This window comes from Leucobacter aridicollis (assembly GCF_013409595.1).
In the GTDB taxonomy this organism is placed as follows: Bacteria; Actinomycetota; Actinomycetes; order Actinomycetales; family Microbacteriaceae; genus Leucobacter; species Leucobacter aridicollis.
Window position 1 is genome coordinate 2,209,311 of the sequence record NZ_JACCBD010000001.1, and the last position, 12,552, is coordinate 2,221,862.

Consider the following 12,552-nt stretch of genomic DNA (forward strand, 5'->3'; position numbering starts at 1 on the left):
GGCGAACGGGCCCGGAATTGGTGCGGTTCTGGAAGGCCGGCGGCATACACTCAGAGGAGAAAAGAGTTGCGGCGCAGTCCGCGACCGCATCATGACTTGTCCAGGAGGCAGCTGTGGAAGTACGGATCGGCATCAACCAGTCGGCGCGCGAACTCTCATTCGAGACCGACGCATCGGCAGAAGAACTCAGCTCGCTCATCCAGGCAGCCCCGACCGGCCTCGTCTCGCTGACCGACAGCAAGGGTCGCACCTTCCTCGTGAACCGCGAGTCGATCACGTACGTTGAGCTCGGCAGCGACACCTCGCGCAAGGTCGGCTTCGTCAGCTAACCAGTAGTTCGAGCCCGGCCCAGCGGCCAGGCTCGTGGGCGGGACGCCGGCTCGGCCGCTCCCCCAACCGACCTGAGTGGCGGCACCCCAATCTGGGGTGCCGCCACTCTTGCGTTGGGTGCTCCGCCGCCGCTGGGCCCCGCGCGGGCACGCCCAGACGCCAGCACCAGCGCCAGCGCCAGCGCCAGCGCCAGCGCCAGCGCCAGCGCCAGCGCCAGCGGCTGCAGTCCATCAGCCGGTCGCGCGGGCCGGTGCATCGCCGCTCAGCGTGCGCCCGCTTCCGAAACCCGCAGGTGTGCACGGCAGTGCTCGATCCTGATCACGCGATCCGCGACCGCGATGTCTGCCGCGTCGTGGGTGACGCAGGCAACCGCGACGCCGCGGGCCGCCTCCGCCGCGAGCAGTTCCCGCGTGCGCGCGCGGCTGAGCTCGTCGAGCCCCGCTGCCGGTTCGTCGAGCAGAAGCGCCCCCGCGCCAACCGCGAGCCCCTGCGCGATGAGGATCCGTTGCCGCTGCCCGCCGGAGAGCTGCCCGAAGGGCGCGTCGGCGAACGCGGTCGCGCCGACGCGCTCGACGGCCTCGGCCACGCGAGCGGCCCGCCCGCCTGGGCCGAGGCGCGCGCCGCCCGCTGTGGCCGCCGCCCCGAGCGCGACGACCTGCCGGCCGGTGATCGGCAGCTCCGCCGGCGCGTCAGGCCGCTGCACGACCAGGGCGACGGGGGTGTCGCGCGTGACCTCGCCGGAGCCCGCCTTGCGCACCCCGGCGAGCACCTCGATGAGCGTCGTCTTGCCCGCGCCGTTGGGCCCGATGATGGCCGTGACACGCCCGGCAGGGATGTCGACGTCGAGCCCGGACAGCACGGGGGTTTCGTCGTGGGCATAGAACAGCGCGCGGGCGCGGACGGGAGCGAGATCGGTCATGACCATCAACCTAGCATGTTGAGAATGATTTTCATTATCTGTAGTGTCTGTGTTCATGTTCTGGTTCATCGACGCGCTCGGCTCCGCGTTCTTCGCCCGTGCCGTCATCGGCGGCGCCCTCGTCGCCATCGTGTGCGGCGTCGTCGGCACGTGGGTCGTCATCCGCGGGATGGCCTTCTTCGGCGAGGCGATCGGGCACGGCATGTTGCCCGGAGTCGCCGTCGCGACCCTCGCCGGTGTTCCCCCTGTGATCGGCGGCGCACTCTCGGCCGCAATCATGAGCGCGCTCATCGCAGCGCTCCAGCGCCGCGGCAAACTCTCGTACGACACGAGCATCGGGCTCCTGTTCGTCGCGATGCTCGCCACCGGCGTGATCATTGTGTCGGGCTCCGGGAGCTTCGCGACCGACGTCACGGCGGTCCTCTTCGGCGACATCCTCGCGATCTCCTGGGCCGACATTGCGGTGCTCGCCGGCGCGTGCACGGCCGTGATCGCCATCACCGTTGCCCGGCACCGCGCGTTCGTTGCCCTGGCGTTTGACCGGCGCCTCGCGCTCACGCTCGGGTACCGCCCGCACCTCACACAGGGGCTGCTCGTCGGGCTCGTCACGCTCGCCGTCGTGGCCTCCGCGCAGGCGGTCGGCACGCTGCTCGTGGTCGCGCTCCTCCTCGGCCCGGCAGTCGCGGCACAGCCGTGGCACCCGAGCATCCCCGGACGCATCGCGATCGCGGCCGCGGTCGGGATCGCCTCCGTGACCGTCGGGCTCGCGATCTCCTGGGCCGCTGGCTCGGCGGCCGGCTCCACGATCGCCGCCAGCGCCGTCGCCGCCGCCGGGCTCTCGCACGGCTGCAGACTCGCCCTCGCACGCACCCGGGCATCCAGCACTCCCACCACCCCACTAGAAAGCACCGCATGAATCGCCTCTCACTCCCCCTCGCCCTCGCCTGCGGGGCGACGCTCTCCCTCGCGCTCGTCGCGTGCAGCGCAGCCCCCGGCCCAGCCGCGGCACCCTCGCCCGGCAGCGCCGACACGACGCCCCCCGCGGATGCGCCCGGGCACGGCGCGGTGGCCGGTGCCGTCGAGGTCGCTGAGGCCCAGCTGCAACTCGTCACCGTCTCGCCGGACGGCGAGACCGGCCTCCTCGATCTACTCGACGGCGGCGAGCGCACACTCGACCGCGTGCCAGCACCCGCACGCGTCACCTCGGACGGCCGCTACGTCTTCGCGGACTCGGGATCGGGGGTCGCCGTCATCGACGGCGGCGCCTGGAGCTGGGACCACGGCGATCACTTCCATTTCTATCGAGCGGAACCGGCGCACACCGGGATCGTGCCAGGCGACGGCCCGGCGGCGATCACGGGCGACGCCCTTCCGACGACCGGCGCAACGGGCGTCTTCTTTGCGGGCTCAGGCGAGGCCGTGCTGCTCGACAACGCCGCGCTGAGCACGGGGTCGGTCGTGGAGCGCTTCCGCCTCACCGAGGCCCCGCACGCCGGCATCGCGGCCCCGCTCGGCGACGGCGCGCTGGTGTCTCACGTGGACGAGCGCAGCGGCGCGACGGAGCTGCGCGTTGTCGACGCGAGCGGGAAGCCCACCGGCGAGATGGCAGCCTGCGAGTCGCCACGGAGCGCCACCACGACCCGCGCCGGCCTCGTTGTGCTGTGCGACGCGGGCGCTGTCGTGGCCGCGGGCGCGGACGCCGGCGCGCCCGCGGCCGACGCGAACGCTGACGCCGCGACGGACGCGAACGCTGACGCTGACGCCACGACGGACGCGAACGCTGAGCCATCCACGCTGACCTTCGTCCCGCTCCCGGGTGGCGTCAGCGCCTCCCCCGAGGCGCTCGCAGGCAGGAAGGGCCGACCGACACTCGCAGGCGTCGGCACCGGTCCGGACGGACAGCCCGGCGTCTGGCAGTTCGATGCGCGCGCCCACGCCTGGGAGTGGAGCCGGAGCGCCGCGGAGCTCGTCCGCGCCGTTGCTGTCGGGGACGACGCCGGGCACGTCGTCGCGCTCGACGAGCAGGGACGTGCGCGGGTGCTGCGCGCGGGCGAAGAGCTCGCTCACACTGCGCCGCTTCTCGACGCCGCCGACCTCGCACCGAAGGCGCTCGACGCGCTCACGCTGACCGTCGACTCGCAGCGGGCCTACCTGAACTCGCCGAGCCGCGGCATCGTGTACGAGATCGACTACGTCGACAGCGCGCGGGTTGCCCGGGAGCTCACGCCAAGCGTGCGCCCCCACTTCCTCGCGGAGGTGGGGCTGTGAGCCGGTACCGCGGCCCGCGCAGCCGCGCGAGGGCCGCACGCCTGGCCTCCGGCGTCGCGGTGCTGCTCGGGCTCGCACTGTCCGCGTGCACCACGGGGCCCAGCGACGCGGAGAGCACCGCCGAGGCAAACATCGTCGTCACCACGAACATCCTCGGGGACGTCGTTTCGCAGATCGTCGGCGACGCCGCGAACGTCAGGACGCTGATGCGCCCCGGCGCGGACCCGCACTCGTTCGAGATCTCCGCGCAGCAGGCAGCCCAGATGGACGAGGCCGACCTGCTTGTCTCCAACGGGCTCGGGCTCGAGGAGGGGCTGCAGCGCCACCTCGACAGGGTGGCCGCGGCGGGCGGCGCGCAGTTCGTCGCCGGCGACCACGTCGACGTCTTGCGCTACGCCGCGAGCGACGCACACGGCGAGGGCGCGGCCGAGGCCGTCGACCCGCACTTCTGGACGGACCCGCTGCAGATGGTCGCCGTGACCGAGGCGCTCACCGAAACACTCGCGGCGCTCCCCGCCCTCGATGAGGACGCCCGCGCCGCCGTCACCGGGCGCGGCACCGCCTACGCCGCGGAGCTGACGGCGGTCGACGCGACCATGAAGCAACGATTCGCTGAGATCCCGCCAGATCGCCGAGCGCTCGTCACCAACCACCACGTGTTCGGGTACTTCGCCGAGCGCTACGACTTCGAGGTGCTGGGAACCGCGATCCCCGGCGGCACCACGCTCGCGGCTCCGAGCGCGAAGGATCTCGATGCGCTCGTGACGGCGATCACCGAGGCGCGGGTGCCGACGATCTTCGCCGAGTCCTCGTCGCCTGACAGGCTCATGCGGGTCCTCGCCGACGAGGCCGGCCTCACCGTCGACGTCGTGTCGCTCTTCACGGAGTCCCTGTCTGAGCCCGGCGCAGGTGCCGACACGTACGTCGCCATGCTGCACACCAACACCGACCGCATCGTGGCCGGCCTCGCACCTGGGGAGCCCGCCGGCCGGTAACCACGGCTGCCGGCCGCTGCCGGCTGCGGCACCGACGAGCCCAACCCGGCAGCCTCCACGCATCACGCCGCTGCACGCTCAATCACCGCACGCTCAATCACCGCGCGCTCACCCAGAGCGCACCTCACCCCACCCAACACAAAGGAGAACCATGTACTCACACGATCACACCCCGGCGACAGGGCGCGCGCAGCGACGCCGGTGGGTCGCCGCAGCCGTGGCTGGCGCCAGCCTGGCAGCCCTCACGGCATGCTCGCCCGGCGCTGCAGACGACCAGGGGCACGCCGGCCACGACCACAGCGAGGAAGCCGCCGGCACGTCAACGGCGCTCGCGGTCACGACGCCCGGCGGCGTGACCGTCCTCACGAGCGACGCCGCGACGGGCGGCGGGATCGAGGCCGTCGGATCGTTCGACACCGAGGAGTTCACACGCCTGAACGCATTCGGAGACGGCACGCACCTGCTGCTCACCACCTCTCGCGGGTTCGAAGTGCTCGATACCAAGACCGCAACGCTCACCGGGCTCGTGTTCCCGGCCGAGGCCGCCGGCCACGCGGTGCGCCACGAGGGCACGACCGCGCTCTACGACGACGGCACCGGCGTCACGACGCTCGTCCCGACCGACGCCCTGCTGAAGAACGACAGCGATCGGCCGGATACCCGGAGCTACGAGGCGGATGCGCCCCATCACGGTGTCTCGATCGAGCTGAGCGACGGCACCCTCCTCACGACAGTCGGCACCGAGGAGGGGCGCTCCGGGGCGACCGCGCTCGAGCCCCACGACGATCACTGGCACGACATCACCACGTCGGCCGACTGCCCTGGCATCCACGGCGAGGGCACCGCGAGCGACGAAGTGGCGGTCTTCGGGTGCGAGGATGGCGCGCTGCTCTACAAGGCAGGCGCGTTCACGAAGCTCACCGCTCCCGATGCCTACGGCCGCATGGGCAACGCATTCACCGCCCCGGATAGCCCGATCGTCGTTGGCGACTACAAGAGCGATCCCGACGCCGAGGGATACCTGCTCAACGCCGTGACGCTCATCGATACCGCGCAGGAGACGCTTGAGGTTGCCACGCTCCCCGACACCGTGCGGTACACGTTCCGTGGAGTGACGCGCGGCCCCGGGGGCAACGCCTACGTGCTCTCGACGGATGGTTCGATCCACGTGCTCGATCCGAAGACCGGCGAGATCGTCGACTCCTACCCCGTCATCGGCCCGTGGGAGGGGCCCGCGAACTGGCAGGACGCCCACCCGGCAATCGTCGGTGACGGCGGCATCGCCTACGTCACCGAGCCGGCGACGAAGTCCGTCCACGCCATCGACCTGGTGACCGGCGAGACGGTCTCATCGATCACGCTCGATGCGCCGCCCAACGAGATCGCCGTGGCGCTCGGCCACTAACCCGGGCCACTCACGCTGTAGGTCGACCGTGCCGGTCGGGGCGGAAACGCACCCGACCGGCGCAGTCGTGCGCGCTAGTTCACCAGCGGGCTCTCGGCGAAGTCGAGCTCGTCGCGGACCGCGTCGAGCAGCGCATCCGCAACCTCCCGTTTCGAGCCCGCGACAGCGGCAACGACGTCGCCGTCCATGTCGAGCACCCGCACGTCGTTCTCCTCCGCCTCGAAGCCCTCTTTCCAGCCGACGGCGTTCACTGCGAGCAGGTCAACGCCCTTGCGAGCGAGCTTGCGCCGCCCGCGCTCGAGCAGTTCGTCTTCACTCTCAACAGTCTCGGCGGCGAAGCCGACGATGACCTGATCGCCCTGGCGTTCACGCACGAGGCTCACGAGGATATCGGGGTTCTCGACAAGCGCGAGCGTTGGCGCGTCGCCTGCCGAGTCCTCCTTGCGAATCTTGTGGTCGGCGATATCGGCGACCCGGTAGTCCGCAACCGCCGCCGCCATGATCACGACGCGTGCGCCCTTTGCCGCGGCGTGCGCAGTCGAATCGAGTTCGGCCGTCGTACCGACGGGGACGACGCGAACCGCGGGATCGCTCGCGACCTCGGCGAGCACGCTCGTGTCGATGTTCGCGGCGAGCAGCACGACCTCGGCGCCGCGGGCCGCGGCCGCAGCAGCGACCGCAACTCCCTGCTTGCCGCTCGAGCGGTTGCCGAGATAGCGGACCGGGTCGATCGGCTCCCGCGTGCCGCCAGCCGTCACGAGGACGCGCACCCCGGCGAGATCGCCGCGATCCCGAGCCGCCGCGTCCACGGCACCCACCACCGGCAGCTCGTCGGCGAGATCGACCTCAGGCATGGCCTCGGTCACCTGCGCCGCCCAGCTCGGGGGCTGCGGAGCGCTCACGCGATCCTGATCTGCGGGTTCCGGCAGCGCGGCAGGCTCGGCGGCGCCGGGCGCCTGCGCGCCCTCCTCGTCGTCGCCGAGCAGCCGCTGCACGTGCGCGAAGATGTCCGCGGGCTCGCTCATGCGTCCGGGGCCGCTGTCGTTGCCGGTGAGCCTGCCGCTCTCCGGCCCGACGAAGGAGACGCCACGGGCGCGCAGGATCGCAACGTTGTCCTGCGTCGCCGGGTGCTGCCACATCTCGGTGTGCATCGCAGGCGCCACAACGACGGGCGCGCGGGTCGCGAGCAGCGTGGTGCCGAGCAGGTCGTCGGCGAGCCCCGCCGTCATCCGCGCCAACGTGTTGGCCGTTGCGGGTGCGACGACGACAAGGTCGGCGTTCTGCCCGAGGGCTACGTGCCGCACCTCGGGGACGTCGTCGTGCACGGACGTCGTCACCGGGTTCCTGCTGATCGCTTCCCACGTGGGCTGGCCGACGAAGCGCAGCGCGTCCGCGGTCGGGACGACATGCACCTCGTGGCCGGCCTCGACGAGCAGACGAGCGAGGGCGACGGCCTTGTACGCGGCGATCCCGCCGCTAACTCCAAGCACAATGTTCACGCCTCAATCCTTGCACTGATTGCTCAGTTTCCGCAGAGACGCCGCGTTGCGCGACCGCGGGGCCGCGTTGCTCGACCGCGGGGCCGCGCTGGCAGGGAGCCGCCGCGATGCGCCGCTACACTCGAGGGCATGTGTACCGTCGTGATCGAGGTCCCCGCTGACGAGTCCGCGCCGACGAGGGTGCTCGCCGTGCGAGATGAGGATCCCAACCGTCCCTGGGATCCGCCAGGCGAATGGTGGCCCACCGAGCACCCCGGCACCCTCGGCGTGCGTGACCGCCGGGCCAACGGCGCCTGGCTCGCCGTCGCGCCCGACCGGGGCAGGCTCGCCGTGATGGTCAATCGGGCCGCCGAGATGGCCGAGCCTGCTGGCGGGTTCACCTCGCGCGGCGGCCTCGTGCTCGAGTCGGTCGCCGGCGGCGCGCTCGTCGACCCGCCCACCGCGGCACCCTTCTCCCTCGTCGAGGTTGCGGGTTCGGCAGCGTTCGTGTCCGCGTGGGACGGGGTCGCGCTGCGGCGCGAACGCCTCTCCCCTGGCGTGCATATGCTCGCGCATCACGACGTCGACGACCCGCGCTCGGAGCGGATCGCTCGCTGGCTGCCAGAGTTCCAGGCGCTGGCCGGAGCACCCGAGGCTGAGTGGCGCGAGCAGTGGCTCGGGCTGCTCGCCCGGACCGCGGAACTCTCGCCCACCGACGACGAGGCGATCGTGCGCGACAACCGGCCGCTCGGCTACCCGACCCTCTCCCTGCTGACGTGCATCGCTGAGGTGTCGCCGGGTGGTGGCGGGGCTGTTGCTGGAGGGGCTGGTGCTCGTGGGGCCGGTGACGGTGGGGCCGGGGCTGGTGCTGGTGCTGGTGTTGGTGCTGGTGCTGGTGCTGGTGTTGGGGCCCGTGGGGCCGGGGCTGGCGGTCTCGTGGATCTCCGCTGGGCACCATTCACCGAGCCGGGCAGCTGGGGCACCCCAGCGTTCGCGACAGCGTAACCACTCGGCGCCCTGCCGAGACCGCTTGCGCACATCGTTCTCTCCTGCACACATGAAGATGCGCGGTAATAGGGTGTGCGCTCACGAGAACGATGTGCTGGGCACGCGGCGCGGGGCGCGCCCGGGCCGGGCACACCGGGCGGGCACTGCTGGCTCTGCGTCAGGCCCGCCAAAGAGCAGGTTCCCCGCAAGAGGATCCCTATCCACGCGCAGATAACGGGTCGTCTCGCGAGAAACCTACTCTGTCGCGGGGGCGGGGCTGGGCCGAGCCGGCACGGGGCCGAGCCAGCGCGGGCCCGGCGCAGCCAGCGCGGGGCTGGGCGGGCCAGCGCGGGCCGGGGGCGGGGCTGGGCGCCCGAGGCGGCCCGGGGCGGGCAGGGCCGCGGGGCCCCTACGCGCGGCGCTCGAGCAGCACCGCGACTTCGAGGTGGCCGGTGTGCGGGAACATGTCGAACAGGCGCGCCTCGCGAACGACGAATGACGGCATCCGTTCGAGGTCCCGGGCGAGGCTCTCGGGGTTGCAGCTCGAGTAGATGACGTGCGCAATCCCAGACCCCTCGAGCCAGTCGGCCAGGGTCTCGCCGATCCCGCGGCGCGGCGGGTTCACCACGACGAACTCGGGCAGATCGTCCGGGGCTGCGGCGAGCGCGAACTCGGTCGCGTCACCCGCGAGGAACCGAGCAGGAATGCCCGCCTCGGCGGCGCTGCGCTCGGCCGAACGAATGGCCTGCTCGCTGAGCTCGACCCCGAGCACGTCGCGTTGCGTGCCTGCGCCGGAGCGCGCGGTGAACAGCGCGAAACCGCCGACGCCGCAATACAGGTCCCAGAGCGACGCGGGCCCGACGCCGTCGACCCAGGTTGCTGCCTGCTCGTACAGCGCGAGGGCCACCCGCGTGTTGGTCTGGAAGAAGCTTTGCGGGCGGAGATACAGCGTAACGGGCGCCAGCCCCTCGCCGAGCTCCATGGCGAGGGCGGATCCGACGAGCGGCTCCTCCCGGTCCCCCTCAAGCACCGCCTTGTGCTCGGGCAACAAGTTGACTGAGATCACGGCGGCCTGCGGCAGCAGCTCACGCAGCTCGTCGACGCGTGCGCGGATCACCCCGAGCCCCTGCTCGCTACGCACGACGAAGCGCACCATCAGTTCACCAGCCGGGCTCACGGTGACGTGCACGTACTTGAGCTCGCCGCGCCGCCGCGGCACCGAGTAGGGCGCGAGGCCCGACGCGTTCACGAAGCCGGCGAGGGCAGGAATCACGGCCTGGATCTCTGGCTCGTGGATGAGGCACTCGGTGAGGTCGATGCCGGCGCCGCCGCGGTCGAGGATCCCGAGCGTCACCGCCCCGGCGACCCCGCCAACGGCGAGCTTGGCGCGGTTGCGGAAGCCCGCGACCCCACCAGACACTGGCGCGAGCCAGGCAGCGGCGGGGATCCCGGGCAGCAGCTCAGCGCAGCGCTCCTGCTTCACGCGCAGTTGAGCGTCGATCGGCGTCTCGATGAAGGTGCACGACCGGCACACCCCGGCCTCGAAGTAGCGGCAGTGGGGCGGGGCGGCGAGGTCTTGCACGGGCAGCACCATCGGTTAGGCGGTGAGGCCGAGCCCGTCCATGCGGCGAATGTGGTCGGCGATGAGCTCGGTGAACACCGGCTCCACCTCGCTCTCGACGAACTCGCGCTTCTCGCTGAGGTTCAGCACGGCGCGCGAGACGAGCAGCGTGTCGCCAACGAGCCTGCGGCCCCAGAGCGCGAGCCAGCTCGAGAGCTTCGGGTCGTCCTCGAGCGCCTGTTCGAGGAGGCCCTTCAGCGCCTGACGCCCCTCGCCACCTGTCAGCACGGCGATGGCTTCGGTGCGGTAGGAGTCTTTCAGGCCCGTCGCGAGGCTCGCGAAGAAGTCGTCGAACAGGCCGCCGACGAGGTACAGCGACAGCACATGCTGGTGCCAGTCGTCAGTGTCGATGCGCTCCACGTAGTCGTCGATGACCTTCGTGAAGGGCCGCATGACGACGTGGGGCTCGGAGCCGCGGCGGCGAATCTCGTCGGCGAGCCGCTGCTGCTTTGAGAGCGTCTCCCCCGCAACCCTCGCGAGCGTCTCTTTCGCTTCGAGGGTCGCGGCGCCTGAGACGCCACGGGTCGCTGCCTCGTAGAGCTCAAGCTGCAGGTAGGCGGTGAGGCCCAAGAACGGCATGATTCCGGGCGCAAACTCGGCAAGGTCGACGCGCTCGGCAGCCGATTCGCTTGCGTGCGAGAGCGCCGTCTTTGAGGGCGCCTGCTTCTTGCGCAATCCCCGGATCCAATCAAACACGGTGCCAAGCTTACCCGCGGTGCACAGCGGCACGGGAATACCGCGCATAGAAATAGCACAGTTCGAATCACGCAGATGTCGCATTGCCCCATAGACTGATGGGACACGTATTTTTCTCCGTCGCCGCTGGAGTGTCGGAGGCTGCGCCCTGTCTCACGCGCAGCAATGCACAATCGAACACAGAACAGGACACAGGCGTGACCACATTTGTAGAACTCGGAATCGACCAAGACATCGTTGATGCGCTCACCGAAAAGGGCATCTCGGAGGCGTTCCCGATCCAGGAGCAGACGATCCCCCTCGCCATCACCGGCCAGGACATCATCGGCCAGGCGAAGACCGGCACCGGCAAGACGTTCGGGTTCGGCCTCCCGCTGCTGCAGCGGCTCGGCGAGAACCCGGAGCCGGGCGTGCAGGCGCTCGTCGTCGTGCCAACCCGCGAGCTCGCGATGCAGGTCTACGAAGACCTCGAACTCGCGACCAAGAACCGTGCGACCACCGTCGTGCCGATTTACGGCGGCAAGGCCTACGAGGGCCAGATCGAGCAGCTGAAGGCTGGCGCACAGGTCGTCGTCGGCACCCCGGGCCGCCTCCTTGATCTCGCGAGCCAGCGCGTGCTCGACCTGGGGAACGTCCGCGAGATGGTGCTCGACGAGGCCGACAAGATGCTCGACCTCGGCTTCCTCGCTGACATTGAGAAGCTGTTCTCGAAGACCCCGGCGAACCGCCACACCATGCTCTTCTCGGCGACGATGCCCGGCATCATCGTGTCGCTCGCGCGCCGGTTCATGTCGAACCCGATCCACATCCGCGCGACGGATCCCGATGAGGGCGCAGCTCAGGCGAACATCCAGCACATCATTTACCGCGCGCACTCGCTCGACAAGGACGAGGTCATCGGCCGCATCCTGCAGGCCGAGGACCGCGGCAAGACCGTCATCTTCATGCGCACCAAGCGCGCTGCGGCCCGCCTGCAGGAGGAGCTCACCGACCGCGGCTTCAGCGCCGCCGCGGTGCACGGCGACCTCAATCAGGATCAGCGCGAGCGCGCCATGGCCGCGTTCAAGTCGGGCAAGAAGGACGTCCTCATCGCGACCGAGGTCGCAGCCCGCGGCATCGACGTTGACGACGTGACGCACGTCATCAACCACACGGTGCCCGACGACGAGAAGGCGTACCTGCACCGCGTCGGCCGCACGGGCCGCGCGGGCCGCACCGGCATCGCCGTGACGTTCGTCGACTGGGACGACATGCACAAGTGGGCACTCATCAATAAGGCGCTCGAGTTCGGCATCGCCGAGCCCGTCGAGACCTACTCGTCCTCGCCGCACCTGTTCACCGACCTGAACATTCCGGAGGGCTCGAAGGGCCGCCTGAAGGCGACGCCCGTCAAGGAGACCGCTCCCCGCGGCGAGCGCACGCGTTCGCGCACGTCGGGCGGGCGCTCGGCAGGATCAGGATCAGGATCGCGCACCGAGTCGAACGGCGAGGGCGGTTCGAGCCGCACGCGTCGCCGCACCCGTAGCGCAAACCCGCAGGGTCCGGGCCGGCACGAGTCGCACGGTCACGAGCAGCACGGTCACGACGCCGACGGTGGCAGCGAGCCAGGCGCTCCCGCTCCCGAGGGCACCGGCCCCGACGGGGAGGGCGCGCCGCGTCGCCGCCGTCGCCGCGGCGGCCGCGGCCGCGGCGCTGGCGCCTCCTCCGAGGGTGCACGGGCTGAGGGCGGGCAGGCCGATAGCGGCGCAGCTGCCCCCTCGGAGGCACCCGCAGCGTAGCTCGCCCGACGTCCGAGACGTCACGGTTCGCAACATCCATTCGTGCTCATGCCCGCAGCGTTTACGCTTGCGGGC

The 12,552-nt window shown here is 71.0% G+C and carries 11 protein-coding genes; 7 read left to right on the top strand and 4 right to left on the bottom strand.

All coding sequences use genetic code 11. The annotated features are described in order from the left end of the window. The first annotated feature begins 113 nt into the window (after positions 1-113). Positions 114-329, top strand: coding sequence for a DUF3107 domain-containing protein (locus BJ960_RS10225; protein WP_121072776.1), 216 nt, complete (start codon positions 114-116; stop codon positions 327-329). 263 nt (positions 330-592) lie between these two features. Here BJ960_RS10225 and BJ960_RS10230 read toward each other — a convergent pair whose 3' ends face one another. Continuing rightward, positions 593-1,249: a metal ABC transporter ATP-binding protein gene (locus tag BJ960_RS10230; RefSeq protein ID WP_237463463.1), complete on the bottom strand. Its 657-nt coding sequence runs from the start codon at positions 1,247-1,249 to the stop codon at positions 593-595. Positions 1,250-1,292: 43 nt separating this feature from the next. Here BJ960_RS10230 and aztB point away from each other — a divergent pair, with 43 nt between their 5' ends. The 4 genes from aztB (at position 1,293) to aztD (ending at position 5,917) form a co-directional block, all read left to right on the top strand. Further along, positions 1,293-2,165 (top strand): zinc ABC transporter permease AztB, encoded by an 873-nt coding sequence (gene aztB, locus BJ960_RS10235; RefSeq protein ID WP_342354338.1) that lies wholly within the window; start codon positions 1,293-1,295, stop codon positions 2,163-2,165. Beyond that, positions 2,162-3,517: an ABC transporter gene (locus BJ960_RS10240; protein ID WP_185987217.1), complete on the top strand. Its 1,356-nt coding sequence runs from the start codon at positions 2,162-2,164 to the stop codon at positions 3,515-3,517. The genes aztB and BJ960_RS10240 overlap by 4 nt, the downstream gene beginning before the upstream one ends. After that, a complete protein-coding gene (locus tag BJ960_RS10245) occupies positions 3,514-4,512 on the top strand; it encodes a metal ABC transporter solute-binding protein, Zn/Mn family (protein ID WP_307814608.1) in 999 nt (332 codons plus the stop codon). The genes BJ960_RS10240 and BJ960_RS10245 overlap by 4 nt, the downstream gene beginning before the upstream one ends. Before the next feature lie 151 nt (positions 4,513-4,663). Further along, entirely contained in the window at positions 4,664-5,917 is a 1,254-nt protein-coding gene (gene aztD, locus BJ960_RS10250) for a zinc metallochaperone AztD (protein ID WP_185987218.1), read from the top strand. Positions 5,918-5,991: 74 nt separating this feature from the next. On the opposite strand, the gene BJ960_RS10255 is transcribed toward aztD, so the two are convergent. Continuing rightward, positions 5,992-7,416 carry a bifunctional phosphopantothenoylcysteine decarboxylase/phosphopantothenate synthase gene (locus tag BJ960_RS10255; RefSeq protein WP_185987219.1) on the bottom strand — a complete coding sequence of 475 codons (1,425 nt, stop codon included), beginning with the start codon at positions 7,414-7,416 and terminating at the stop codon, positions 5,992-5,994. Positions 7,417-7,545: 129 nt separating this feature from the next. Between BJ960_RS10255 and BJ960_RS10260 the strand changes: the two genes are divergently transcribed. Then, complete coding sequence (locus BJ960_RS10260; RefSeq protein WP_202229139.1) at positions 7,546-8,400, top strand: NRDE family protein; 855 nt, start codon at positions 7,546-7,548, stop codon at positions 8,398-8,400. A 391-nt stretch (positions 8,401-8,791) separates the two neighbouring features. On the opposite strand, the gene BJ960_RS10265 is transcribed toward BJ960_RS10260, so the two are convergent. Together BJ960_RS10265 and BJ960_RS10270 are read right to left on the bottom strand one after the other, a co-directional pair. Continuing rightward, complete coding sequence (locus BJ960_RS10265) at positions 8,792-9,964, bottom strand: methyltransferase domain-containing protein (protein ID WP_307814607.1); 1,173 nt, start codon at positions 9,962-9,964, stop codon at positions 8,792-8,794. A gap of 15 nt (positions 9,965-9,979) precedes the next feature. Further along, positions 9,980-10,747 carry a ferritin-like fold-containing protein gene (locus BJ960_RS10270; RefSeq protein ID WP_221936297.1) on the bottom strand — a complete coding sequence of 256 codons (768 nt, stop codon included), beginning with the start codon at positions 10,745-10,747 and terminating at the stop codon, positions 9,980-9,982. 149 nt (positions 10,748-10,896) lie between these two features. Here BJ960_RS10270 and BJ960_RS10275 point away from each other — a divergent pair, with 149 nt between their 5' ends. Beyond that, positions 10,897-12,477, top strand: a complete 1,581-nt coding sequence (locus tag BJ960_RS10275; protein WP_307814606.1) for a DEAD/DEAH box helicase — start codon at positions 10,897-10,899, stop codon at positions 12,475-12,477. Positions 12,478-12,552: the final 75 nt, after the last annotated feature.